The following is a 23,554-nucleotide window of genomic DNA, read 5'->3' as shown; positions in this document are numbered from 1 at the left end:
AGATGAACGAATATGAAATAATACCTCCTGTAAATGAAATTGATTTTGGTGCAACAGGCGTAGCAGAAATAATTCAAAATATAAAAACTCTCTTAACAACAATTAAAGGGACAGTTCCGTTTAATAGAGATATAGGAATAGAAGATTCTTTATTAGATAAACCTACTCCAGTTGCACAAACAAAATTAACTGCACAAATAATTAATATTATTGAAAATTATGAGCCAAGATGCGAAGTTGTATCTATAACTTTTGATAAGAATGAATCAGAAGGGATTTTAATTCCAAAAGTGAAGGTGAGAATAAATGATGAACATTTATGATTTACCTGAAATTGATTTTGTGGATAAAGATGTTGAAAATATACGAGAAAGTATCATAACAACTTACGAAGCTTTGGTTGGAAAAACTTTATATCCTGGTGATCCTGTAAGGATGTTTTTAGAAACAATTGCAAGTATTATAGTTCAACAAAGGATATTAATAGATATGGCAGCAAAACAAAATACTTTAAGATATGCTAAAGGTGAATTTCTTGATCATATCGGTGCATTATTAGGGGTGTTACGAAAACCAGCTACAAAAGCAACCACTATTTTAAGATTTACAATATCAGAACCAAGAGAAGAAGCGATACCAATTCCAATTGGGACAAGGGTTACTACCAATGATTATGATAGTCAAATATATTTTCAAACAACAGAATATAAAGAAATTAATCCAGGTGAATTGTATGTAGATGTAAATGCTGAATGCACAGTAGAAGGTGAAATAGGAAATGAATATATAATAGGTCAAATAAATCAAATTGTAGATCCATTCCCTTATTTTGAATCGGTAACAAATATTACAGAATCATCTGGTGGAGTAGACGAAGAAGATGATGAATCATTTAGACAAAGGATATATGAAGCTCCAGAATCATTTTCAACTGCAGGACCAGAAGGAGCATATATAAGTTTAGCAAAACAAGCATCGCCTTTAATTTGTGATGTGACAGTGAGGTCGCCTTCGCCAGGAGTTGTAGAAATAACACCTTTAACTTATTCTGGAGAAGTTACTCAGGAAATAATAGATTTAGTTAATGCAGTATGTAGTTATAAAGATGTAAGACCTCTTACAGATAATGTAGTTGTAAGAGCTCCTGAGAAAATTTTCTATAATATAAATTTAACTTATTATATCTCGCAAGAAAATGAAACACTACAAAACAGCATAAATGATGCAGTTAACAAAGCTATAAATGAATATATAGATTGGCGAAAGAGTAAACTTGGAAGAAATATAAACCCTTCAGAGTTAATAAAAAGAGTAATGCAAGCAGGTGCAAGTAGAGTTGTATTAAATGAACCAGTTTTTCAACAACTTGAATTGTATCAAGTTGCAGTAGCAAATTCGGTAAGCGTTAATTTTGGTGGTGTTGAAGATGAATGATATATACAACATTAGTATATTAGACATTTTGCCATCAAATTTAAAAACTGATCCTAAAATTGTTGCAGCGGCAAAAGCAATAGATATAGAATTACAAAAAACATCAGATCAAATAAAAGAAGCAATTTTGCTGGCAAGAATTGATGAGTTGAGTGAAGAAAAACTCGACTTACTTGCTTGGCAATTTCATGTTGATTATTATGACAAACAATTAGACATTGAAAGAAAAAGAACAATGATAAAAAAATCAATAGAATGGCACATAAAAAAAGGAGCTGTGAGTTCAGTTGAAGAATTGATTGCAACGACATTTGGTGATAAAGCAGAAATAAGTGAATGGTTTCAATATAATGGTCAACCATATACTTTTAAGGTAACTATAACAAATTTAGTGGTATACGATAATTTAGTTCGAAAATTTTTAAAAGCATTGTATTCAATAAAAAATGTAAGAAGCCACTTAGAAGCATTAAACATAGAAATGGAGCTTAGTAAGCCAACTGATTTTATTCCTATTATTGAAGCTATAAATTTAGCTGAACAAAGTTATCCTGATATTGAATATAAAATAATTGGAGCTATTAATAATAAAGTTAATTTACAGTGTGAAAATAAAACATACAAATTTAGCTATTTGCTATGCAATATGCCATTATGCGGAACAAAACCAGACTTAGCTAAAATAGGGAGAACTATTCAGTCTATTTTACAGATGCCTACCACAGCAGCAAATTATTATTTTAATTATGAGTTATGCGGAACAAAATATGGAATTTCAACAATAGGACTAACACACATAGATAACTTAAAGTTTGACATGGATAGTAATGTTTATAGTTTCACTTATGAGCTATGTGGAACTAAATATTGCCAAGCGTAAGGAGGTGATAAAATGCTAACATCAAATGCATTACAAAAGTTAAAAGAGTTCATTAGAGACAATGTATCATATGGCAAATATAGAATTGGAACAACCTATTATCAAGTTCCGATTCATAATATTGAAATTGTTGATGACAAAGTAAATATTTACTTGCTACTCGACAATACAATTACAGGAACAGTAACAATTAATCAATTCCAGCTTTATGATAAAGATAATAATTTATTCGCAGAAAAAACAGAAAGTATAACTAAAAATGATACTCAAGGTATATTAGTTAAGTTTTCTATCACAGTTCAGGAGGTGTAATAAATGTCGATAACACCAGGTCAGTATGAAAAAATACAATGGTATGATCATGTAGTTGACCAAAATGGGAATGTAATTCAGCAAGGAACACCACTTAGTGCAACAAATTTAAACCGCATGGAAGAAGGAATAGATATTGGAGATAATGTTGTTGGATTATTAGTAGTAGAAGTATTAACAAAGCTAAATGCAGTAAATAAAGAACTTGAAAAATGGAGAAAGCAAAGATTACAGCAGGGAACAGTAACTATTTATAATAAATTTGTAATAAATGGTTGTGTTATATCCAAAATGCCTAACAGTAGATATATACAAATCACAAAAACAGGAACCTATACACAAGGAGAGGTCTCATTAATTTTTGCAGGAAAAGTTCATATGATACCTGATGAACAACAGGTGGCATTAATCCCAACCAATCCAACTGGATCAAGCATAACATATTATGCTTATTTACAATACGATAGTTCTGCAGGAAGGTATAAAGTATATGTAGGGCAAACAGTCCCAGCAGACGCATTAAAACTTTATAGAATTGTTGTTCCGGCGAATGATCAAGGCTCGGATTTAACTTTTGTAACTTTGTATGATGAAAGAAGGATAGAAACAGGATATCCTTTTTATTTTTCTTCGGATCCTTATTCAGTTGTTACATTAACAGGTTTTCCAATGCTTGATAGTCCAGATTATGACGTTCATCTTACAGTAGAATCGGCAAGTGACTTAGATAGGGTCGGAAGAGTTGAAGTTTATGATAAGACTGCAAATTCTTTTAAAATTAAATATTCAGGACTTGCTGATAATGTTACTATAAGATGGACAATAATTAATCCAGATATAGCGTGAGGTGATAATATGCAGATAGTTCATATGAATGATGGGCCTAAAATAGATTATCAGTTAGAAAACAATATTCTTAGAATTGCTGATATTGAAATCAACTTGCAAGAAAGACAAAGAGATACAGAAACTGTAATCAATATTTCCAAAAATGATGTAATACATGAGGGGATTGGATATTGGCTACTTGCAACAGTTGTTTTACCACCTAAAAAATATACAATAATCGAGGAAGAGGAAATTGATGGCGAAGAAATAAAAACAAGAATAGAAGCTTTACCTTTGGATACAGAGATGGTAAAGCTTTATTTATTTTCTATAGAATAAGGGAGGGACTTTTATGGCATTTACATTTTCAATTAAGGACACTTATAGAGCTGCAGTTGAGGCAGCAACAGGAGGGAAAAACACGGTTCTTTATGATGATAAAGGGAATCCATCCATAATGGTAGTTATACCAAAGTTTAAAATCAAAGATGTTATAGATGGCTATGCAGGAGATGAATATCACCCAGCGTTTATAAAAAATGGAGTTGTTAAAGATTATATTTTTATAAGCAAATATCAAAACATAGTATATAATAGCAGAGCATATAGTTTGCCTATGCAGGACCCAAAGACATATGTAACTTTTGACCAGGCTTTAAGCTATTGTTATGCTAAAGGTGATGGCTGGCACCTCATGACTAATGCTGAATGGGCTGCAATTGCTTTATGGTGTAAGAAAAATGGTTTTATGCCAAGGGGTAATAATAACTATGGCTCAGACATTTCAGCAGCTCATGAAAAAGGAAAAGAAACATATTTTGATAGTGAAGCAGGCAAAACAGGAAGAGTTGCAACTGGGAGCGGACCTGCAAGTTGGGCACACGATAATACAAATGAAGGCATCTTTGACCTTAACGGAAACGTATGGGAATGGGTAGCAGGCTTAAGGCTAAAAAATGGCGAAATACAAATAATTAAAGACAATGATGCAGCTATACTGAATGCGGACCATACAGATACATCTGCATTGTGGAAAGCTATATTACAAGATGGTTCATTGGTTGCTCCGGGTACTGCTGACACATTAAAATTTGATAATACAACAGCAGGAAGTACAAATACTACACTTGCCGATATTGGTGGGGATCCGCAATTAAATAAAACTATAAACAATATAATGTATACTTCTGGTGGGCAAGTAGATTATGGATATTCTCAATGTAATTTTGAAAGTTTAACCGCAGCATCAGGGGTAACAGCTCCTACTTTATTAAAAGCATTAGGACTATTCCCAATTGACGCATCACACGGCGGAGATATATTCATTGTTCGTAACTATGGTGAAAGATTCCCTCTTCGTGGGGCCCACTGGCGCAGCGGTGCTGGTGCTGGGGTGTTCGCTTTGTGCTTGTTCTTCCCTCGTTCGAGTGCCGGCAGCAGCCTTGGTTTCCGCTCCGCTTATTGTTTGTAATCTGGAATCTGAAATACTGTAATCTGAATTAGCCTGCGAAAGCAGGCTATAATTTTCAAAAAGGTGATTATATGCAACAAGATTTTAAGTTATTGCAGAAAACATACGACATGATACTTTACGGGAATATATGCCTGCAACAATTTCCTAAACATGAGAAACACGTTCTTGCAGCAGACATAAGAAAATCAATGTATAAATTGCTTGAATTAATAGTTAGAGCAAATAAAAAATACTACAAGAAGACAACATTAGAGGAAATTGATATAGAGATTGATGTTTTAAGAAATTTAATAAGACTATCAGCAGATTCGCAACTTAGATATTTGCCTATTAAAAAATATGAAAATTGGTCCAAGATGTTAAATGAAATCGGAAAAATGCTAGGCGGATGGATAAAGAGAACAAATAATTAATCAATTTATATTAAAAGGGAATGAGCCGTTATTCCCTCTTCGTGGGGCCAACTGGAACAACGGTGCTAGTGCTGGGGTGTTCGCTTTGAACTTGAACAACCCTCGTTCGAATGCCAACAGCAACATTGGTTTCCGCTCCGCTCTATATCATAGCCAGAAGGCGAACACCCCAAGGGGTGTCGTTCAGTGCATGATTTAAAGGGGCTCATTCCCTTGCCGAAAGGCAAAAAATTGAATTACTGCAAAGGCAGCTAGTAGCAATTGCGAAAGATGTCACGTGCAGCATATTATGACAACGAGGTGAGACATGAAAAGATATAATAATTTATATGAAAAAATTTATGATTTTGAAAACCTTTATGAAGCTTACAAAGAAGCAAGAAGGTGTAAAAGATATAGAGAAGAAGTATTGAAGTTTAGTTCAAATTTAGAAGAAAATTTAATTCAAATACAAAATGAGTTAATATGGAAAATGTATAAGGTAGGAAGATATAGAGAATTTTATGTTTATGAACCAAAGAAAAGGCTTATAATGGCCCTACCTTTTAAGGACAGAGTAGTTCAATGGGCGATATATAGGGTGTTAAACCCAATATATAATAAGACCTTTATTGAACACTCTTATGCTTGTAGAATTGGGAAAGGAACACACAAAGCAGCTCAAAAACTTCAATATTGGCTAAGAAAAGTTTCAAGAAAACCAGGAAAATGGTATTACTTAAAACTTGATATATCTAAATATTTTTACAGAATAGACCATGAGGTTTTAACAAAAATCCTCAGAAGAAAAATAAAGGATAAAAATCTGATTTGGTTGTTGGAACTCATAATTAAAAGTGAAGATACTAAGTTTGGTTTGCCTTTAAATGGTGAACCGGGCGAAAGCGAAAGAATTGGGGGAAAAGGAATACCAATAGGTAATCTGACAAGCCAACTATTTGCAAATATATACTTAAATGAACTAGACCAATTTGTAAAGCATGTTCTAAAAGTTAAGTATTATATGCGTTATATGGATGATGTTATAGTTTTAAGTAATAATAAAAAACATTTGCATTATTTAAAAGCAGAAATAGAAAATTATCTTAATAATGAATTAAAATTACATTTAAACAATAAAACTGCTATAAGGCCTATAACACTGGGAATAGAATTTGTTGGTTATAAATTATGGCCAACCCACGTTAAGCTTAAAAAGAAAACTTCACTTAAAATAAAACGAAGACTTAAATATTTGAAAAAAGCTTTTAAAAGAAAAGGAATAAGCTTTAGCAAAATAAACTCAACTGTTCAGTCATACATGGGACTTTTGAAACATTGCAATAGTTATGGTTTGAGAAAGAAAATATTTGACGATTTTGTTTTGTAATCGGAGGTGCAACATGGGAGAAGAAAAGTGCATAGAAGCAAGAAGGTTTGAAAGCATAGAAAACGATATAACAGAAATAAAAAATTCTCTTGCTCTACATTCAAAAGAGATTGCAGAGCTGAGAGAAGGACAAGCTGAAACGAGGATATATGTAAAGCAAATATTTGAAAGGCTTGACGATTTAAAAGCTTTATTTAGAACTGGGACAAGCGACACAACAGATAAATGGCTTAAGGTGGTTATGGAGCTTATTAAGGCGATAGGTATTATAGCAGGGATAATAGCAGGTATAAAAATTTTGGAATGAAGGTGATACTATGCAACAGCAGGGGAAATTTATTCTTATGAATAGAGATGAGTTTAAAGAATATATTTTAAAACTTAAGGTAAAAAGGATAATAAAGTTAATTCAAAATCACCATACCTATATTCCAAGCTATAAGGAATTTAAAAATAATCATTTCAGACTTTTAGAGGGCATGGAAAGAAGCCACCTTGCAAGGGGATTTAATGAGATAGCACAGAACATAACAATATTCCCAGACGGCTTGATAGCGATATGCAGGCCAATTGATGTTGCTCCAGCAGGCATAAAAGGGGCTAATGAGAATGGCATTTGTATTGAAAATGTCGGTAAATTTGACATCGGCGGGGATAAGATGACGGAAGAACAAAAAAAGAGCATTATATTTGTAAATGCGATTCTATGCAAAAAATTCAAATTAACACCAAGCACTGATACGATAGTATATCACCACTGGTATGACCTTAACACAGGTAAAAGAACAAATGGAACAGGCTCAACTAAATCATGCCCAGGAACAAACTTTTTTGGTGGAAATACAGTTGAAGCGGCAAATAAGTATTTTATACCGTTGATAAAGCTGGAGCTGGAACAAATGGATAAGGTGGCACAGATAAAAAAGGGGCAAGTATTGGCAACAAAGCTAAACATACGTAAAGGAGCAGGAACAAACTTTGAAGTTGTTGGCACATATTCAAATGGAGACACAATCGAAATACTCGAAGAAAAAGACGCTTGGTATAGGACAAGCAAAGGTTGGGTATGCAAAGATTATGTGAAAATAATTTGAGAGGTGAGGATAGTATGAATTGGAAGGCAAGATTGAGGAATAAGGCGTTTTGGGTATCATTGGCAGCATTTGTTGCTATGATGGCCAAGCAGTTTGGATGGTTTGAGGTTCCACCAAACTATGAGGAAATTGTGAATAGTGCATTAGGCTTGCTGGTTATGTTAGGGATTATTATTGATCCAACAACACCTGGAATTAAAGATGTTGAGTAAGTATATCCTGGTGCTGTCGAAAGATAGTGCCAGGATTTTTTTTGTTTTTTGAAGGAAAAACAAAAAAAATGTAGAATTAAGTATTAATGTAGTTATCAAAAGTTAAATAGATTAAATCATGAAAACAAGATAGGAGGCATAATATGGTTGCTAAGGTAATATCATTTATTAATATGAAAGGTGGAGTTGCAAAAACAACACTAACTTTAAATATAGGAAATAGACTTTCACAACTAGGAAATAGAGTTCTTATTGTAGATATGGATCCTCAATTTAATGCTACTCAAAGTTTGCTTTTATATATAAATAGAATTATTAAGTCAGATTTTAAACAAAATATTGAAGAATTAACTGAAGAAGTTTTAATACAAGAAGAAATTAGTTCCTCAAAATACTATGAACAGTTATCAAAAAATAGACAAACAGTACTTCAAGTATTTGAATCAACAAATATAGATAAACCTTTATCTGATAGTAGTTTGGCCCAAAAAATAACTGATAATTTATTTCTTATTCCTGGAGATTTAACATTGACAAAAGAAATTGCTGGGGATACTTCTGGTAAGGTAGGTGCTCTTTTAAGTCACTTCGATGGGACTAATATTTTAAATGATTATGACTATGTTCTTATTGATTGTCCACCAACGTGGTCAATATTAACTCATGCAAGCTTATTTGCTTCAGATTATTATGTTATACCTAGTAAAGTAGATATTTATTCGTTAATAGGTATAGAATTATTACAGGATCAAATAAAAAACAAAATAACAGAAGATAAAGTATATCAATTAACTAAGAGAACACTAAAACAGCTTGGCATAGTGTTTACTCTTGTTCATAGAGATTTGAAAATAGAGGAAGGAATGAGAAATTATATTATTAATTATTTTAATGACACTATACATTTTTTCCAAAACGATTTACCATATATTCCTTCTGTACCAACAAAATTCATAATGTTTGATGAAGCTCAAAATGATTCTAGATACAGTCAATTAATAAACTCAATTGAAAAAATAACTAATGAAATGTTGAATAGGTTGAATATATTATAATAAGTAAAGGAGGGAAATTTATGGATAATGAAAAACGTGAATTGAAACAAATAAAAGAAGATTTGAAAATAATAACTTCAAATAAATTAAATATGTCACAAAGTAAGCTGCTTTTTATGGGGATTATATATGAAATTATTTTAAGAAAAGATTTATTTCCTAAAAATGAGGATTTGAAAGGATTTATTAATAATATTTTTATTCAATATTTTATTGATAAAGAACCATTTAAAGACTATCTATATGACACTAGGACATTATTGGGGGCAAGAATTCAAAAAAAGATACAAACAGATTTGGACTATAATAAAATAGTTGAAATTGTTAATAAAATATATAACATTTTACCGAATGAGGATATTAATAATAATCGCAAAAAAAATTATTCAAATAACAATAAAGAACTTATTGAATGGATGAATTTTATTAAACAAAGAGGGAGTAAGGAATGAGATATTATGAGGATGCTTTAAAACAGTTTGAAAATATATTGGTTCAATTTAATTATCAAAAAGATAAAGATTCTAATTATGATGATTTAAAAAAGATTTTTCTTTCAATTTATGCATTAAATTATATTGCAAATAGAGTGGAATTAAAAAGTATATTCCAATCTACATATTTCAAAATTTCTTTTTCTTGTTTATTAGAAACATTTGCTTTAATTTTAAATAATTATCCAAGAGCTGCTGCCTTAGTATTGAGAAGTAGTTTAGAAAATTTTTTAAAGTTTATTATAGAATCATATAAAGATGAAAAGTATAAAATCAATGATAGAGTATATTCAGAAAATAAAAAAACATTAGAACTCATAATTAAAGAAAAATATGATGGAAAGTTAAAAAATGAGTGTATTAAAATAAATAGTAGGATGGAAGCCACATATAAAGAACTCTCAGGGATATCACATTCACTAACACCTGAAAGTATAAACAACATTATAAAATATTTTACTGAATTTAATGATATAAAAAGTGAAATTATTAAAAAAGTTTTAGATTATTTTAATATTATAATTAGAGATATGTTTACATTTAGTTTAATAATTTCGGAGAATAGCCTGAAATTATGGGATTCAAAAAATTTAGGAAACATTATAAAATTGTCTTTTGGTAGTAAAAGAACAAAGACACTAATAGAGCTAATAAAAGAATAAGTGAATTTGTGTTAAGAAAGTTTACTATAAATTCTCCATAATTATTAATAGACAAATTTAATTATTTGTTTAAATGAATCAAAAGAAAAAACAGTTATTTCACATAAATTATTCCGCCGTCCCATCGGGCTTTTTCTTTTTTGCAGGAAATTACCACCTATATGGCGAATAATATAACAGAGGTGGTGATATGGTAAAGAATCGTTTGCGTGAAATACGAATGAGGGAATACATGATGAGCCAGAAGGAGTTTGCCCTAATGTTAGATATGTTACCTCACGATTATAATAGAATAGAGAATATGAAAAAACAAGTTACAGTCGAAACTGCTTTAAAAATAGCAAAGAAACTTAATAAAAAAGTTGAAGATATATTTGAGCTTCAAGAATAATGAGGCTCTTTTATTTTTATATAAAAAAATTACATGAAAGTGTAATAAAATTACATTAATGTGCATAGTATATACTAAAGTAATTCAATAAGGTTTTAGGGTATGTGGGATAGGTTTGATATGTGGCTTTTTGAGAAAATCACTGAAGCGATTCACAGACATTTTGAATTTACAAAATACGAGATGGGGATGGAAATATTTTGGTTATGTGCAACAGCTCTTATAGGTCAAGCACTTGTATGCGTTTTAAATGAAGTAAACAGAAAAAACGGAACATACAAAGGGGGATGGAAAAGATGATATTGCAGCTTTTAGGTATAGCAGGGTGTATTTGGGGAATTGATTATATCAAATTCAGACACAAAAGGCTTATAAAAAACAAATGGAACTTAATCATGATTCAAAATAATTTGGTGAACGAGCTTGGGGAGACATTTAACATTGCTAAAATCAATGATGCTGACTATGGATTTTTGCTTATTGTAGGTATTCCGACAGGTTTTAGCTTTAATGATTTAGACAAAATAAAGCCTAAAATTGAAGATAGTTTAAAGTGCATAGCCGAAATGGAACACGAAAAATTAAACGGATGGATAAAAGTCAGGTTAATTATGAAACCATTTGAAGAAAGAGATTTTAAACCAATACGAACTATGCCTTACGAATTGTATGTGGGATATAACCATTTAGGCCCCGTTATAATAAACATGAACAAGTTCCCTCACATCCTTATTACTGGCGTTACCGGCTCAGGCAAAAACTCTGCATTAGAAATTATTTTAGCTAATCTTATGGCAAATCATTCAAAAGATAAAGTCCAATTTTTCCTAACTCAATTAATGAAAAAGGAATTAATTTATTTTAAAAGATATGAAAATGTAGTAGGCATGGCTTTTAATTTAAACGAGGCCGTAACTATGTTTGAAGAGATAGAAAAGATTATAAATGAAAGAGTAAATTTGATATTTAATTATGCTGAAAAGGGTATAAAAAATATAGACCAGTATAATGAAAAATTTAAGGATAAACAATTAAGCTATGTCTATGTCGTTATTGATGAATATGCCTTTTACATGCCAGAAAAGGCCGACAGCAAAGAGGAAAAGCTGCAAAAAGCCTATTGTTTAAGTGTCATTAAAAAAATACTTTTAGATGGAAGAGCCTTAGGCGTATTTGGAGTTATATTGATACAAAGGCCAGATAGTGAATCAATTAATTCTACTTTTAAAGCTCAGGTAACAAATATTTTATGTTTCCGTCAATCTAATGAAATATCTTCAAGGATTGCAATAGAAACTGATGAGGCGACTAAACTTGAAACAAGGGAAGCTATCTTAAAGACGAACAAATATGAGAGAATAAAGACGCCTTTTATTAGTGATGAAATAATAAGAACTGCATTAAAGCATAGAGAAAAGAAAAAGGGAAACATTGTTAAATCAAATATGGCCATACTTGAGAATTTTGAAATTCGAGAGATTACTAAAGAAGAATACGAGGACTTTGTAAGGAGAGTAAAAAGGGGGAAGCAAAAATTTGATAATTTTGATGGATTAATCAAGAGGGGGAAGGGGAGAGCAAGGAATGATAGACGATTTAATTTTTAAATACAAAATGCTTAATGATAAACAAAAACAAAGGTTTAAAAATGCAGCTACGTTTTTATTAATTGCATTAAGTTTTTTAATTCATAATCACGTTTATGCTGGAGACAGAGAAGAGTTGATTAAACACTTGAAAAAGTTAAAATATCCTGACCATGCTATTAAAAGGATTTTAAATACTTTTAGCGATGAGGAAATCAAATCAATGGTTAAATATATCAAAGAACAAAATTTGCCCGTAGTTCCACTGCATGATATTTTAAACTTCTCAATACCTATCAAAGAGTGGATTAGACATGAAATAAGAAATATTATCGAAGGTTATAGGGATTTTTATATTTGGGTTAGGGGGTTATGGGTATGATAACAGAAAAGGACTTGCAAATACTTGAATTTGTTTGGCAATACGGGAGTATTACCATTAATCAGGCATATCAAATGTTTTTTTCTAATGCTGCATTTGGAAGGGACATGGCAAGGAAAAGGCTTAAGAAATTGAATGATATAGGGCTATTAAATAAAACTATATTGGCCCAAGGCCTTACTAATGAATTGATATATTACAAAGAAAGACCTGTTAGTCCTCACAAGCTAATACTTTTAAACCTATATGCTGCACTTAAATTTTATGGAGCAAAGATTAATGAGTTTAAGATGGAATACAAAGTAGGTAATGTTAGACCAGACGCTTTTATATCGTTTGATTACAAAGATTATACGATAATAGCATTTGTCGAAGTGGTATTGACTCATCAAGTTAACTATAAAGCCTATGAGGAGCTTAAAAATACTGGCCAATTACAAAATGAATTAGGGACGTTTCCCTTATTAGTGGTAATAGCTAATAATCCAGAGCATTACACAGGGAAAAATCTAAAAGTAAAATACTTGGATTATAAATTAAAAAATATTCACCAAGAGTTATTACCATGATGGAATCCTAAAAGTATAACCTAAGCTGAATACGGTATTTGATATGGTAGGGATTACTATTGCACAGTATAAAGCAAATAGCCTAAAAGACTTAATAATTCTAATCTGCGATTAAGTATTATGTAGAGAATAATATTAAATATTAGGCATATAAAATAGGAGCCGATTGGCTCCTTGTTTGTTGCCAATGACAACATAATGACAACGCACGAAATAAAATTATATAATACGAAATGATACGTAACGATATATTGAAAGTGCCATAAGCCTTGAAAAATCTCACTTTTTTACACAAAAAAATATTAGATGATACAATATAACACATATATAATGTGGTTCGGGACCATAAGGTCGCAGGTTCGAGTCCTGTCGCCCCGACCAAAATGGCCTGTGGCTTTATAGCTTACAGGTCTTTTTTACTTTCACTTATTAAGAATTTTATTTACTTAAATGACTAAAAATTTTTATATATTGGTAGGAAATAAACACATTATGGAGAATAAATTTAGTAAGAGATAAAAAATGTGAGGTGGCGATATGGATAATCATAAAAGAACAGCAATTATAACGGGTGGAGGTCAAGGAATAGGAAAGGGAATAGCTAAAAGACTATTAAAAGAAAATTATAACGTCATAATTGCAGAAATAGATAAAGAGGCAGGAGAAGAAACGGAAAGGGAATTGAGCTCATTAGGCAACATTAAATTTATTCACTGCGATGTATCGAAGGAGGATGATGTTAAAAAACTTATTAAAGAAACGGTAAAAAATTTCGGTGGAATTGACGTTTTAATAAACAACGCTGCAATTTCAATAAATAAGTCTATAACAGAACTTAGCCTTGATGAGTGGAACAGGGTAATTGGAGTAAACTTAACTGGTGCATTTTTGTGTTCAAAATACTGTGCACCCTACATAAAAGAAAGAAAAGGTTCCATAATAAACATAGCTTCAACAAGGGCCTTCATGTCGGAATCGAATACCGAGGCCTATTCAGCATCAAAGGGGGGAGTATTTGCCCTAACCCATGCCCTGGCCATAAGCCTTGGACCGGATGTAAGGGTAAACTGCATAAGTCCAGGATGGATTGAAGTTAGTCACCTTAAGAAGCAAAGCCAACGATATATTGCAAATTTAACGGAAATGGACCATAAGCAACACCCAGCAGGAAGAGTTGGCAACGAGGATGATATAGCATCGCTAGTTTTATTTTTAATCGATCCACAAAATTCCTTCATAACAGGTGCAAATTTCATAGTTGATGGAGGCATGACAAGGAAAATGATTTATGTTTAAAAATAAATAATTCATAGAAAGAAGGTCTTATTATGACAAAAGGTGCTGTTGTTTATTTTTCCCTTGATGGAAATACTGAGTTTGTGGCAAATAAGATTACTGAAAGGACAGGATTTGAAATTATAAAGATAAAGCCCTTAAAAGAGTTCAAGTATAAAGGATTTTGGAAGTTCTTTTATGGTGGCAAGATGTCCCTTTTTGGTGAAAGGCCGGAGGTTGAGAGGGTGCCTAATTGGGAGCTTTACGATACTATATTTTTAGGGACTCCAATTTGGGCAGGAAGACCTTGTCCATATGTCCTATCTTTTATTGAAAATCATCCTTTTAATGAGAAGAAGATATACCTATTTTCAACCTTTGCAGCGGACGAGAAAAAGGCTTATGAATATTTCACTAAAAAAATGAATTTGATTATTTCTGATGAAATTGGCTTTAAGGATTCTTTTATAAAAAATAAAATAGAAGTTGAAAAAAGAATAGAGAATTGGCTCAAGGGGCTCATATGAGCCCCTTGTTTATTGCACCCCAAAGATAAAGGGATAATATAGTTCTGTAGGGTTTAATGTAAAGCTATAATTATTTTATCATAATTTCTACTTTTATTTGACAATACTAATATCAAATATTATAATTTTATATAAATATTAAAAGACTATGATGGGAAGAGTAGATATGGGAAGTAGTCATAGCGAGTCGGTGGCGGTGGAAGACCGATACGAAGCCCATATTGAAGAACATCCCGGAGTTTCTTACCGAAATCGATAGAGAGTAGGCTAAGACGTGGCTGGAACGTTAAATCCAGGGGGTATGTTAGTACCTTCAAAGAGGCCATTTTGGCAATTTGGGTGGCACCGCGGAAGTTAAGCCTTTCGTCCCATTTAGGGATGAAGGGCTTTTTAATTTGGAAAAATATACAGGAAAGGGAGGATAAACATGTTTGAGGTTGAAGTAAAGGAACTTTATAGACATCAAGAAAAGTATCTAAATCAAGAGGTTAAAGTTAGCGGCTGGATAAGAACAGTTAGAAGTTCTAAAAGTTTTGGATTTATTGAGCTTAATGACGGAACCTTCTTTAAAAATCTTCAAATTGTATTTGACGAAAAACTAGATAATTTTAAGGAAATTGAAAAGCTTCCCATTAGTTCATCAATAACTGTGGAAGGTAAGTTGGTTGAAACACCCGGTGCAAAGCAGCCCTTTGAAGTTCATGCGGATAGGATAATAGTTGAAGGATATTCCCATTCTGATTATCCGCTACAAAAGAAAAAGCATTCCTTTGAATACCTAAGGACTATAGCCCACCTAAGACCAAGGAGCAATACCTTTTCAGCAGTATTTAGGGTAAGGTCAGTTGCAGCCTATGCTATTCATAAGTTCTTCCAAGAAAGAGGCTTTGTTTATGTTCATACTCCAATAATAACAGGAAGCGACTGCGAAGGTGCGGGACAAATGTTTAGAGTAACTACCCTTGATCTTAATAATCTTCCAAGAAAGGAAGATGGTTCGATTGATTTTTCTGAAGACTTTTTTGGCAAGGAAACAAATCTTACAGTTTCAGGACAATTAGAAGCAGAAGTTTATGCCCTTGCCTTTAAAAAGGTTTATACTTTTGGACCAACCTTTAGAGCAGAAAATTCAAATACACCAAGACATGCATCGGAGTTTTGGATGATTGAGCCAGAGATCGCCTTTGCTGATCTTAACGATTACATGGACCTTGCAGAGGATATGGTTAAATATATAATCAGCTATGTTCTTGAAAATTGCCCAGAGGAGATGGAGTTTTTCAATAATTTCATTGACAATACATTATTTGAAAGATTAAATAATGTTGTTAATTCAGAATTTGCAAGAATAACATACACAGAAGCAATAGAGCTTTTGAAAAAATCAGGAGAGAACTTCCAATTCCCAGTTGAATGGGGATGCGACCTACAAACAGAACATGAAAGATATATCACAGAAAAAATATTTAAAAAGCCAGTATTTGTAACTAATTATCCAAAGGATATAAAGGCCTTCTATATGAGATTGAATGATGATGGAAAGACTGTTGCAGCTGCAGACCTTTTGGTTCCTGGAGTTGGAGAGATAATCGGAGGAAGCCAAAGGGAAGAAAGATACGATGTGCTTTTAAATAGAATAAGAGAGCTTGGAATGAAAGAGGAGGACTACTGGTGGTATCTAGAACTTAGAAAATACGGTGGAACAAAGCACGCAGGATATGGCCTTGGTTTTGAAAGAATGATAATGTATCTAACAGGGATGAGCAACATAAGGGACGTTATCCCATTCCCAAGAACTCCAAGAAATGCAGAATTCTAAAGTGACAGGCACTTGACATTTTGACTTTTTGACATTACTATAATTTACCAACACCTTTTTAGATGAAAAGTCTAAAAAGGTGTTTTTTATTTATATAATATACTTGAAAATAATGGTAAAAGGACTTAAAATATTATTAAAAGACGTGCACAAATTGTGCACCAATGGAGGGGTTGGGATGAAAAGATTTGCCTTTATTATTCATCCAATTGAATATACTGATGTTAGCAGAAAATTTAAGTTTCTAAAAAATCTTTCAGAAAAAAATGTTGAGAGGATAATAAAACTTTTACCTCCTATAAAAATATCTAAAATAACAGGGATAAAAAGTGAGCTTTCAGAAACTGAAGGTTATTTTATTGCAGTTCCTTTAACATCAAATCAGATGTTATCCTTACCTGAAGACTATGTTTTAAAAAGAATAATAAGGGCGGCAAAGATGGCAGAAAAATTGGATGTTGACATTGTAGGCCTTGGGGCTTTAACATCGGTTGTTGGGGATGCAGGAATAACAATCGCTGAAAACGTAAACATCGCGGTAACATCTGGAAATAGTTTAACCGTTGCAACAGCTGTTGAAGCAACCAAAAAGGCAGTTGATATTATGGGTAAATACTTAGATGAATGCAATGTTGCTGTAGTAGGTGCAACAGGATCCATTGGAAAGGTTTGTGCAGAACTTTTATTGCCGGAGGCAAAAAATATGTTCCTTGTTGCAAGGAATATGGAAAGGTTAAAGGAATTTGCAAATAAATTAGAAGGAAATTACAACAAAAAAGTGTATATAACTTCGGATATAAAGGAAGCCCTGCAAAATGCAGACGTTGTTATAACCGTATCAAGTTCTAAAGATGCCATTATCGAGGCAGAATATTTAAAAAAGGGAGCAATAGTTTGCGATGTTGCAAGGCCAAGGGATGTTTCAAAGGATGTAGCAAAGAAAAGGCAGGATGTATTAATAATAGAGGGTGGAGTTGTTGAAATCCCTGGAGATGTAAACTTTAATTTTAACTTTGGTTTTCCACCTAAAACAGGATATGCCTGCATGGCTGAAACCATGCTTCTTGCTTTAGAAGGCAGGATTGAAAACTATTCCTTAGGAAGGGATTTGAGCCTTGAAAGGGTTAAAGAGATACATAATCTTGCTAAAAAACATGGATTTAAACTTGCTGGATTTAGAAGTTTTGAAAGGCCTGTTACAAAGGAAGACATCGAAAGGGTAAAAAGATTAGCTTTTTCCAAAGCATAAGCCCTGCATTATACAGGGCTTACTTTTTTAAAAACATTTCACCGATTTTATAAACATCTCCGGCACCCATTGTTATTAAGAGGTCTCCTTCTTTTAGTTCGCCTTCTAAATAGCTTAATATTTCATCAAAATCCTTGATGTATATAGAGTCAACGCCGTGCTTAACAACTGCATCCGAGAGCATTTTAGAATTTACAAGTCCGGTATCCTTTTCCCTTGCGGCATATATATCGGTAAGAATAAGTTTGTCAACTCCTAAAAAGGCAGTTGAAAATTCATCGAATAGAGTATATGTTCTTGTATATGTGTGGGGCTGAAATACGCAATATATTCTTTTATGAGGATAGTTTTTAGCAGCTTTAATTGTAGCCTTTATTTCGGCAGGATGATGGGCATAGTCGTCTATCACAACTACTCCATTCTTTTCACCTTTTTTCTCAAACCTTCTGTGGGTTCCCTTAAATTCTAAAAGGCTATTTTTAATTGTTTCAACATCAATTCCTAAAAAGTGCCCACAGGCGATAGTAGCTAGAGCGTTTAATACGTTATGTTCACCAGGAATAGACAACTTAAAATCGCCATATGGTTTATCGTTTAGATTAACTTTAAAGGAGGCGCATCCCTTTTCGTCATACTTTATATCTATTGCCTTAAAATCTCCCCTGTTTATCCCGTAGGTTAATTTATTGCATTCTAAGTCTTTAAAAATTTCTATGACGTTTTCATCTTCAGCATATCCAACAACAAGACCATCCTTAGGAATAAGTTTACCAAATTTTAAAAAGGCCTCTTTTATATGATTGATATCCTTATAATAATCTAAATGGTCTGCATCTATGTTTAAAATTACACCAATAAAAGGATAGAATTTTAAAAAGCTTTCTTTATATTCACAGGCTTCTGTAACAAAGTATGGACTTTTACCTACCCTAACATTTCCACCTAATATATCAACCTCTCCACCTATCATTAAAGTAGGATCAAGATTAGCCCTAAATAGCATCAATGAAACTAAAGAGGTTGTTGTGGTTTTACCATGAGTTCCAGCAATTGCCACACCTTTTTTGTATCTTTTCATTATTTGTCCCAAAAATTCGGCTCTATCGTAAATGATCAAGTTCCTACTTCTTGCCTCCATAAGTTCAGGATTATCATCCTTTACAGCTGCAGTATAAACGACAATATCTGCATCTTCAATATTTTTAGTATCGTGTCCAATAAATATTTTTGCACCCATTGCTTGTAACTTATCAGTAAGGTGGGATTTAGCCCTATCAGAACCAGAAACCTTGTAGCCGTATTCTAAAAGTATTTCAGCAAGGGCACTCATGCTTATTCCACCAATTCCAATAAAATGAACTTTTTTATCAAAATCCCTTTCAAGATCAAACATCCTATCACTCCTAAACAAAATTTACATAACATTATTTTATATTTTAAATTATAATATATCAATAAAATATTGGTAATCGTTGAAAATCAGACTCGTTTTTTTTACAATTAGATTAGATAGTTTAGAATTTGCCATTATAAAATATGTATAAAAATAAAAAATTATGATAAAAATATTTAAGTGAATAGGATGTGGGAAAAATGGAAAGACTAAACAGGAAGGAAAGGGTAGCGGCTATACTTAAAATATTATCAGACAATCCTAACAAAGTAATAAGTTTAAGTTTTTTTCAAGAAAACTTTAATATGGCTCGATCAACTTTAAGTGAAGATGTTACTATACTTAAAAAAGTTGTTGAGGATATTGGAGTTGGAAGCGTTGAAACTGTGGCTGGGCCAACAGGTGGAGTAAGGTTTGTGCCTTCTTTAAGGGAAGAGGATAAACAAAGCTTTTTAAAAGAGCTTTGTGAAAGTTTAAAGAATAAAGACAGAATTATGCCTGGGGGTTTTTTATATACGAACGATTTAATTTTTTCTCCGGATATTACAAATAAATTAGGCATTATTTTTGCAAGTTACTTTAGGGATAAAGAACCCGATTATGTTCTTACCGTAGAAACCAAGGGTATTCCAATAGCCATGATGACTGCAAGATACTTGAATGTTCCTTTAGTTATAGTAAGAAGGGAAAACAAGGGGGCAGAAGGCCCTACTGTAAGCATAAATTATGTTTCAGGTTCAAAAAGGCAAATTCAAACCATGAGCCTTCCTAAAAGGGCAGTAAAAAAGGGAAGTAGAGTAGTATTCATAGACGATTTTATGAGGGCCGGGGGGACAGCAAAGGGAATAATAAAATTAATGGAGGAGTTTGAGTCTAAAGTTGTCGGAGTTGGAGTATTTATAGAGGCTAAGACTGAAAAGAAGTTAGTTCAAGATTACATATCTTTACTTATACTGAATAATGTCGATGAAGAAAGGGAAATAATTGATGTAAAACTTAAAAACAATTAATTCTCCAATTTAACTTGGAGAATTAATATAAAAATTTTTCGAAATATTCACAATTTTAAGCAGGAATTTGAAAAAAAATGAAGAATATATTAATTAAGCAACATGGAAGGTGGTGAATTTTATGCAAATTACCGATGTTAGAGTAAGAAAGGTTATGAACGAAGGGAAGATGAAGGCTATTGTATCAGTTACCTTTGACAACGAATTTGTGGTTCATGACATCAAAGTAATAGATGGACAAAATGGATTATTCATAGCAATGCCATCGAGAAAAACACCAGATGGTGAGTTTAAGGACATTGCTCATCCAATAAACACACAAACAAGAGAAAAGCTTCAAGCAGCCATCCTTGCAGAATATGAAAAGGTAAAGAACATGCCAGAAGAAAATGAATAATCATAAAAAGGAAGTGAAATACTTCCTTTTTATTTTTTTGTTAATTTAATTGCAATAATTTTGTTAATACAATATAATATATAGGGTAGAAAAATATCGAATTGAGGTGCAGAATATGAATAAGTGTTATGGTATTATATTAGCCGCTGGCGAAGGAAAAAGGATGAAATCCAATCTTCCTAAAGTTTTACATAAGGTTTGCGGCAAATCCATGATAGAGCATGTTATTCATGCACTTGATTCTGTTGTCGAAGACTTTACTATTGTTGTTGGACATGGTGCCGATAAGGTTAAAGGATACCTTGGTGATAGATTTAGTTATTCATATCAGGATAAGCAACTTGGGACAGGTCATGCGGTAATGTGTGCAAGTGAATTTTTAAAAGGTAAAAAAGGGACAGTAATTATTCTTGCAGGAGACACTCCACTTATTACATCTAAAACCATATCAGAGGTTTTCCAGTATCATATTGAAAAGGGATATTCTGCGACTGTTATAACAGGTGTTGTTGATAATCCAAAGGGGTATGGAAGGATTGTAAGGGATTTTGAAGGCAACCTTGAAAGAATAGTTGAAGATAAAGATGCAAATGAATTTGAAAGGCAGATTAAAGAAGTAAATTCCGGGGCATACTGTTTTGATATAGAATCCCTTTTAGATTCCCTTAAGAGATTGAATAATAACAACGCACAGGGCGAATATTATCTAACAGATGTAATAGAGATATTAAAGTCAGATGGCAAAAAAGTTGGTGCCTATGTAACTGATTTTGAAGAATTTACAGGTGTTAATTCAAGGGCGCAGCTTTATGAGGCAAGCGTTATAATGAGAAAAAGGATTATAAATAAATTCATGGATGAAGGAGTAACCTTCATAGATCCAAATAATACTTATGTAGATTCGGATGTTCAAATAGGAAGGGATACAATAATTTATCCAGGAACAATACTCGAAGGGAAAACAGTAATCGGTGAAAACTGTATAATAGGCCCCAACACAAGGCTTGTGGATGTTGAGGTTGAGGATGATGTAACGATTCAAAACTCAGTTGTTTTAGAAAGTAAAATAATGCAAGGGGCTAATGTTGGACCATTTGCTTATTTAAGACCTGAAAGTATCATTGGTAGAGATGTAAAAATAGGAGATTTTGTTGAAATTAAAAAATCAACAATTGGAGATGGAACAAAGGTTTCACATCTTACTTATATTGGTGATGCTGAGGTTGGAAGAGGATGCAATTTTGGATGTGGAACTGTTGTTGTAAACTATGATGGAACAAAGAAACATAAAACAATAGTTAAAGATAAGGCCTTTATAGGCTGTAATACAAATCTTGTTGCTCCAGTTACAGTTGGGGAGGGTGCTTATATTGCCGCAGGTTCTACAATAACTCAAGACGTTCCTGATGGATCACTTGCAATTGCAAGGGAAAAGCAGGTTAATAAAGAAGGATGGGTGCAAAAAAGAGGAATTTGGAAAAAATAGCTTAGGAGGAGTTAAAGATGTTTGGACATGGTAAGCACATCAAAATATTTACAGGGAATGCTCATCCAGAGCTTGCGAAGGAAATAGCTGATATCGTAGGTGTTCCGATGGGAAATGCTGTTGTTGGAAGATTCAGCGATGGCGAAATTTCTGTAGATATCAATGAAACTGTCAGAGGTGCAGATGTTTTTGTGGTTCAATCCACATGTGCACCTGTTAATGACAATTTAATGGAACTTCTTATAATGATTGATGCCCTCAAGAGAGCTTCTGCAGGTCGGATTACGGCTGTTATACCATATTATGGTTATGCAAGACAGGACAGAAAAGCAAAGGCAAGGGATCCAATTACAGCGAAACTTGTTGCAGATATTTTAACAGCTGCTGGGGCTAATAGGGTTTTAACAATGGACCTTCATGCTGCACAGATTCAGGGATATTTTAATATTCCTGTTGATCACCTTCTTGGAGTTCCAATCCTTGCAAAATACTATCAAGAAAAGAATTTTAATGAAGATGAAGTGGTAGTTGTATCACCTGACCTTGGTAGCGTTACAAGGGCAAGAAAATTTGCAGATAGGCTTCACGCACCAATTGCTATAATTGATAAAAGAAGACCAAAGGCAAACGTTTCAGAAATAATGAATGTCATCGGAGATGTTAAGGACAAATATGTTATTTTAGTAGATGATATGATAGACACTGCAGGAACTATTACTAATGCAGCAAATGCCCTAAAGGATATGGGGGCAAAGGAAGTATTTGCATGCTGCACCCATGCGGTATTATCTGGCCCAGCTGTTGAAAGAATTGAAAAATCAGCAATTAAAGAACTTGTAGTATTAAACACAATTCCTCTTCCACCAGAAAAACATCTTGATAAGATAAAAGTTTTATCTGTTGCACCTATTTTTGCAGAGGCAATAAAGAGAATATATGAAGACCTTTCCGTAAGCAGAATATTTGAGTGATAGGCCGGTTTAATCCGGCTTATTTTTTTAGCATAGTGTAAAATTATTGTAGGACGAAAAAGGACAAAAAATTTAAAAGAGACAACCCCTGTGGTAAAATAAAAAGTGGAAAAAACACAAATCAATAAGGGGGTGTCTCTTTTGAATAATATTATACAACATGATATTATACAACAACATTTAATAAATTTCACTACTAAATTAATAAAAAATGTAGAAGAAATGCTGTCAAAAGAATGGGATTTTACAAAACTTGTTGAGGTAGTTAAAGA

At 32.7% G+C, this 23,554-nt stretch carries 29 protein-coding genes and 1 other annotated feature; of the genes, 28 read left to right on the top strand and 1 reads right to left on the bottom strand.

What is annotated here, in order from left to right; genetic code table 11:
• The first annotated feature begins 2 nt into the window (after nucleotides 1-2).
• The 24 genes from Q3V94_RS09390 to Q3V94_RS09275 all read left to right on the top strand — a co-directional run bounded on the left by Q3V94_RS09390 (nucleotide 3) and on the right by Q3V94_RS09275 (nucleotide 18,025).
• Entirely contained in the window at nucleotides 3-323 is a 321-nt protein-coding gene (locus Q3V94_RS09390; RefSeq protein WP_303527134.1) for a GPW/gp25 family protein, read from the top strand.
• Complete coding sequence (locus Q3V94_RS09385; protein ID WP_303527133.1) at nucleotides 307-1,434, top strand: baseplate J/gp47 family protein; 1,128 nt, start codon at nucleotides 307-309, stop codon at nucleotides 1,432-1,434. Before Q3V94_RS09390 ends, Q3V94_RS09385 begins: the two co-directional genes overlap by 17 nt.
• Nucleotides 1,427-2,314, top strand: a complete 888-nt coding sequence (locus tag Q3V94_RS09380; protein WP_303527131.1) for a phage tail protein I — start codon at nucleotides 1,427-1,429, stop codon at nucleotides 2,312-2,314. The genes Q3V94_RS09385 and Q3V94_RS09380 overlap by 8 nt, the downstream gene beginning before the upstream one ends.
• Before the next feature lie 12 nt (nucleotides 2,315-2,326).
• Nucleotides 2,327-2,626, top strand: coding sequence for a hypothetical protein (locus tag Q3V94_RS09375; protein ID WP_303527128.1), 300 nt, complete (start codon nucleotides 2,327-2,329; stop codon nucleotides 2,624-2,626).
• A 3-nt stretch (nucleotides 2,627-2,629) separates the two neighbouring features.
• Complete coding sequence (locus Q3V94_RS09370; RefSeq protein ID WP_008908178.1) at nucleotides 2,630-3,472, top strand: hypothetical protein; 843 nt, start codon at nucleotides 2,630-2,632, stop codon at nucleotides 3,470-3,472.
• Between the two features lie 9 nt (nucleotides 3,473-3,481).
• Entirely contained in the window at nucleotides 3,482-3,793 is a 312-nt protein-coding gene (locus tag Q3V94_RS09365; RefSeq protein WP_008908179.1) for a hypothetical protein, read from the top strand.
• Nucleotides 3,794-3,806: 13 nt separating this feature from the next.
• Nucleotides 3,807-4,925, top strand: a complete 1,119-nt coding sequence (locus Q3V94_RS09360) for an SUMF1/EgtB/PvdO family nonheme iron enzyme (protein ID WP_303527125.1) — start codon at nucleotides 3,807-3,809, stop codon at nucleotides 4,923-4,925.
• Between the two features lie 71 nt (nucleotides 4,926-4,996).
• Nucleotides 4,997-5,341, top strand: coding sequence for a diversity-generating retroelement protein Avd (gene avd, locus Q3V94_RS09355; RefSeq protein WP_008908181.1), 345 nt, complete (start codon nucleotides 4,997-4,999; stop codon nucleotides 5,339-5,341).
• Nucleotides 5,342-5,648: 307 nt separating this feature from the next.
• Nucleotides 5,649-6,710 carry a reverse transcriptase/maturase family protein gene (locus tag Q3V94_RS09350; RefSeq protein ID WP_303527121.1) on the top strand — a complete coding sequence of 354 codons (1,062 nt, stop codon included), beginning with the start codon at nucleotides 5,649-5,651 and terminating at the stop codon, nucleotides 6,708-6,710.
• 13 nt (nucleotides 6,711-6,723) lie between these two features.
• A complete protein-coding gene (locus Q3V94_RS09345; RefSeq protein ID WP_303527119.1) occupies nucleotides 6,724-7,017 on the top strand; it encodes a hypothetical protein in 294 nt (97 codons plus the stop codon).
• Between the two features lie 10 nt (nucleotides 7,018-7,027).
• The gene (locus Q3V94_RS09340) at nucleotides 7,028-7,804 is read left to right on the top strand and encodes an amidase (protein WP_303527117.1); all 777 of its coding nucleotides are present in this window, start codon (nucleotides 7,028-7,030) and stop codon (nucleotides 7,802-7,804) included.
• 14 nt (nucleotides 7,805-7,818) lie between these two features.
• Nucleotides 7,819-8,016 carry a phage holin gene (locus Q3V94_RS09335; protein WP_303527115.1) on the top strand — a complete coding sequence of 66 codons (198 nt, stop codon included), beginning with the start codon at nucleotides 7,819-7,821 and terminating at the stop codon, nucleotides 8,014-8,016.
• Between the two features lie 143 nt (nucleotides 8,017-8,159).
• The gene (locus Q3V94_RS09330; RefSeq protein ID WP_303527113.1) at nucleotides 8,160-9,071 is read left to right on the top strand and encodes a ParA family protein; all 912 of its coding nucleotides are present in this window, start codon (nucleotides 8,160-8,162) and stop codon (nucleotides 9,069-9,071) included.
• A gap of 20 nt (nucleotides 9,072-9,091) precedes the next feature.
• Nucleotides 9,092-9,523, top strand: a complete 432-nt coding sequence (locus Q3V94_RS09325) for a hypothetical protein (RefSeq protein ID WP_303527110.1) — start codon at nucleotides 9,092-9,094, stop codon at nucleotides 9,521-9,523.
• Nucleotides 9,520-10,227, top strand: a complete 708-nt coding sequence (locus Q3V94_RS09320; RefSeq protein WP_303527108.1) for a hypothetical protein — start codon at nucleotides 9,520-9,522, stop codon at nucleotides 10,225-10,227. Before Q3V94_RS09325 ends, Q3V94_RS09320 begins: the two co-directional genes overlap by 4 nt.
• A 190-nt stretch (nucleotides 10,228-10,417) precedes the next feature.
• On the top strand, nucleotides 10,418-10,618 hold the full coding sequence (locus Q3V94_RS09315) for a helix-turn-helix transcriptional regulator (RefSeq protein ID WP_303527106.1): 201 nt from the start codon (nucleotides 10,418-10,420) through the stop codon (nucleotides 10,616-10,618).
• 102 nt (nucleotides 10,619-10,720) lie between these two features.
• Nucleotides 10,721-10,918 (top strand): hypothetical protein, encoded by a 198-nt coding sequence (locus Q3V94_RS09310; protein ID WP_303527104.1) that lies wholly within the window; start codon nucleotides 10,721-10,723, stop codon nucleotides 10,916-10,918.
• Nucleotides 10,906-12,225 (top strand): FtsK/SpoIIIE domain-containing protein, encoded by a 1,320-nt coding sequence (locus Q3V94_RS09305; protein WP_303527101.1) that lies wholly within the window; start codon nucleotides 10,906-10,908, stop codon nucleotides 12,223-12,225. The genes Q3V94_RS09310 and Q3V94_RS09305 overlap by 13 nt, the downstream gene beginning before the upstream one ends.
• Nucleotides 12,203-12,586 carry a hypothetical protein gene (locus tag Q3V94_RS09300; RefSeq protein WP_303527098.1) on the top strand — a complete coding sequence of 128 codons (384 nt, stop codon included), beginning with the start codon at nucleotides 12,203-12,205 and terminating at the stop codon, nucleotides 12,584-12,586. The genes Q3V94_RS09305 and Q3V94_RS09300 overlap by 23 nt, the downstream gene beginning before the upstream one ends.
• Entirely contained in the window at nucleotides 12,583-13,155 is a 573-nt protein-coding gene (locus Q3V94_RS09295) for a hypothetical protein (protein WP_303527096.1), read from the top strand. Before Q3V94_RS09300 ends, Q3V94_RS09295 begins: the two co-directional genes overlap by 4 nt.
• A 537-nt stretch (nucleotides 13,156-13,692) precedes the next feature.
• Complete coding sequence (locus Q3V94_RS09290) at nucleotides 13,693-14,451, top strand: glucose 1-dehydrogenase (protein WP_303527094.1); 759 nt, start codon at nucleotides 13,693-13,695, stop codon at nucleotides 14,449-14,451.
• A gap of 32 nt (nucleotides 14,452-14,483) precedes the next feature.
• A complete protein-coding gene (locus Q3V94_RS09285) occupies nucleotides 14,484-14,957 on the top strand; it encodes a flavodoxin (protein ID WP_303527092.1) in 474 nt (157 codons plus the stop codon).
• A 139-nt stretch (nucleotides 14,958-15,096) separates the two neighbouring features.
• Nucleotides 15,097-15,331 (top strand) — a binding site (T-box leader).
• 53 nt (nucleotides 15,332-15,384) lie between these two features.
• Nucleotides 15,385-16,776, top strand: a complete 1,392-nt coding sequence (asnS, locus tag Q3V94_RS09280) for an asparagine--tRNA ligase (protein ID WP_303527090.1) — start codon at nucleotides 15,385-15,387, stop codon at nucleotides 16,774-16,776.
• Between the two features lie 178 nt (nucleotides 16,777-16,954).
• A complete protein-coding gene (locus tag Q3V94_RS09275) occupies nucleotides 16,955-18,025 on the top strand; it encodes an NAD(P)H-binding protein (protein ID WP_303527088.1) in 1,071 nt (356 codons plus the stop codon).
• A 19-nt stretch (nucleotides 18,026-18,044) separates the two neighbouring features.
• On the opposite strand, the gene murC is transcribed toward Q3V94_RS09275, so the two are convergent.
• Nucleotides 18,045-19,418 carry a UDP-N-acetylmuramate--L-alanine ligase gene (gene murC / locus Q3V94_RS09270; protein WP_303527085.1) on the bottom strand — a complete coding sequence of 458 codons (1,374 nt, stop codon included), beginning with the start codon at nucleotides 19,416-19,418 and terminating at the stop codon, nucleotides 18,045-18,047.
• Between the two features lie 200 nt (nucleotides 19,419-19,618).
• On the opposite strand from murC, the gene purR reads away from it, so the two are divergent.
• The 4 genes from purR (at nucleotide 19,619) to Q3V94_RS09250 (ending at nucleotide 23,282) form a co-directional block, all read left to right on the top strand.
• Nucleotides 19,619-20,428 carry a pur operon repressor gene (gene purR, locus Q3V94_RS09265; protein WP_303527083.1) on the top strand — a complete coding sequence of 270 codons (810 nt, stop codon included), beginning with the start codon at nucleotides 19,619-19,621 and terminating at the stop codon, nucleotides 20,426-20,428.
• A gap of 121 nt (nucleotides 20,429-20,549) precedes the next feature.
• The gene (spoVG, locus tag Q3V94_RS09260; protein ID WP_008908002.1) at nucleotides 20,550-20,825 is read left to right on the top strand and encodes a septation regulator SpoVG; all 276 of its coding nucleotides are present in this window, start codon (nucleotides 20,550-20,552) and stop codon (nucleotides 20,823-20,825) included.
• Nucleotides 20,826-20,940: 115 nt separating this feature from the next.
• Nucleotides 20,941-22,311, top strand: coding sequence for a bifunctional UDP-N-acetylglucosamine diphosphorylase/glucosamine-1-phosphate N-acetyltransferase GlmU (glmU, locus tag Q3V94_RS09255; protein ID WP_303527080.1), 1,371 nt, complete (start codon nucleotides 20,941-20,943; stop codon nucleotides 22,309-22,311).
• A 17-nt stretch (nucleotides 22,312-22,328) separates the two neighbouring features.
• A complete protein-coding gene (locus tag Q3V94_RS09250; protein ID WP_008908000.1) occupies nucleotides 22,329-23,282 on the top strand; it encodes a ribose-phosphate diphosphokinase in 954 nt (317 codons plus the stop codon).
• The last annotated feature ends 272 nt before the right edge of the window (nucleotides 23,283-23,554 follow it).

It is taken from the genome of Caloramator sp. CAR-1, assembly GCF_030546345.1.
Lineage (GTDB): Bacteria > Bacillota > Clostridia > Clostridiales > Caloramatoraceae > Caloramator > Caloramator australicus.
This window is presented reverse-complemented; position numbering and strand designations above follow the sequence as displayed.

Bases quoted from the DNA above. Each gene is read 5' to 3' on its own strand.
- Q3V94_RS09390 (WP_303527134.1), top strand. From the start codon at position 3: ATGAACGAATATGAAATAATACCTCCTGTAAATGAAATTGATTTTGGT.
- Q3V94_RS09385 (WP_303527133.1), top strand. From the start codon at position 307: ATGATGAACATTTATGATTTACCTGAAATTGATTTTGTGGATAAAGAT.
- Q3V94_RS09380 (WP_303527131.1), top strand. From the start codon at position 1,427: ATGAATGATATATACAACATTAGTATATTAGACATTTTGCCATCAAAT.
- Q3V94_RS09375 (WP_303527128.1), top strand. From the start codon at position 2,327: ATGCTAACATCAAATGCATTACAAAAGTTAAAAGAGTTCATTAGAGAC.
- Q3V94_RS09370 (WP_008908178.1), top strand. From the start codon at position 2,630: ATGTCGATAACACCAGGTCAGTATGAAAAAATACAATGGTATGATCAT.
- Q3V94_RS09365 (WP_008908179.1), top strand. From the start codon at position 3,482: ATGCAGATAGTTCATATGAATGATGGGCCTAAAATAGATTATCAGTTA.
- Q3V94_RS09360 (WP_303527125.1), top strand. From the start codon at position 3,807: ATGGCATTTACATTTTCAATTAAGGACACTTATAGAGCTGCAGTTGAG.
- avd (WP_008908181.1), top strand. From the start codon at position 4,997: ATGCAACAAGATTTTAAGTTATTGCAGAAAACATACGACATGATACTT.
- Q3V94_RS09350 (WP_303527121.1), top strand. From the start codon at position 5,649: ATGAAAAGATATAATAATTTATATGAAAAAATTTATGATTTTGAAAAC.
- Q3V94_RS09345 (WP_303527119.1), top strand. From the start codon at position 6,724: ATGGGAGAAGAAAAGTGCATAGAAGCAAGAAGGTTTGAAAGCATAGAA.
- Q3V94_RS09340 (WP_303527117.1), top strand. From the start codon at position 7,028: ATGCAACAGCAGGGGAAATTTATTCTTATGAATAGAGATGAGTTTAAA.
- Q3V94_RS09335 (WP_303527115.1), top strand. From the start codon at position 7,819: ATGAATTGGAAGGCAAGATTGAGGAATAAGGCGTTTTGGGTATCATTG.
- Q3V94_RS09330 (WP_303527113.1), top strand. From the start codon at position 8,160: ATGGTTGCTAAGGTAATATCATTTATTAATATGAAAGGTGGAGTTGCA.
- Q3V94_RS09325 (WP_303527110.1), top strand. From the start codon at position 9,092: ATGGATAATGAAAAACGTGAATTGAAACAAATAAAAGAAGATTTGAAA.
- Q3V94_RS09320 (WP_303527108.1), top strand. From the start codon at position 9,520: ATGAGATATTATGAGGATGCTTTAAAACAGTTTGAAAATATATTGGTT.
- Q3V94_RS09315 (WP_303527106.1), top strand. From the start codon at position 10,418: ATGGTAAAGAATCGTTTGCGTGAAATACGAATGAGGGAATACATGATG.
- Q3V94_RS09310 (WP_303527104.1), top strand. From the start codon at position 10,721: ATGTGGGATAGGTTTGATATGTGGCTTTTTGAGAAAATCACTGAAGCG.
- Q3V94_RS09305 (WP_303527101.1), top strand. From the start codon at position 10,906: ATGGAAAAGATGATATTGCAGCTTTTAGGTATAGCAGGGTGTATTTGG.
- Q3V94_RS09300 (WP_303527098.1), top strand. From the start codon at position 12,203: ATGATAGACGATTTAATTTTTAAATACAAAATGCTTAATGATAAACAA.
- Q3V94_RS09295 (WP_303527096.1), top strand. From the start codon at position 12,583: ATGATAACAGAAAAGGACTTGCAAATACTTGAATTTGTTTGGCAATAC.
- Q3V94_RS09290 (WP_303527094.1), top strand. From the start codon at position 13,693: ATGGATAATCATAAAAGAACAGCAATTATAACGGGTGGAGGTCAAGGA.
- Q3V94_RS09285 (WP_303527092.1), top strand. From the start codon at position 14,484: ATGACAAAAGGTGCTGTTGTTTATTTTTCCCTTGATGGAAATACTGAG.
- asnS (WP_303527090.1), top strand. From the start codon at position 15,385: ATGTTTGAGGTTGAAGTAAAGGAACTTTATAGACATCAAGAAAAGTAT.
- Q3V94_RS09275 (WP_303527088.1), top strand. From the start codon at position 16,955: ATGAAAAGATTTGCCTTTATTATTCATCCAATTGAATATACTGATGTT.
- murC (WP_303527085.1), bottom strand. From the start codon at position 19,418: ATGTTTGATCTTGAAAGGGATTTTGATAAAAAAGTTCATTTTATTGGA.
- purR (WP_303527083.1), top strand. From the start codon at position 19,619: ATGGAAAGACTAAACAGGAAGGAAAGGGTAGCGGCTATACTTAAAATA.
- spoVG (WP_008908002.1), top strand. From the start codon at position 20,550: ATGCAAATTACCGATGTTAGAGTAAGAAAGGTTATGAACGAAGGGAAG.
- glmU (WP_303527080.1), top strand. From the start codon at position 20,941: ATGAATAAGTGTTATGGTATTATATTAGCCGCTGGCGAAGGAAAAAGG.
- Q3V94_RS09250 (WP_008908000.1), top strand. From the start codon at position 22,329: ATGTTTGGACATGGTAAGCACATCAAAATATTTACAGGGAATGCTCAT.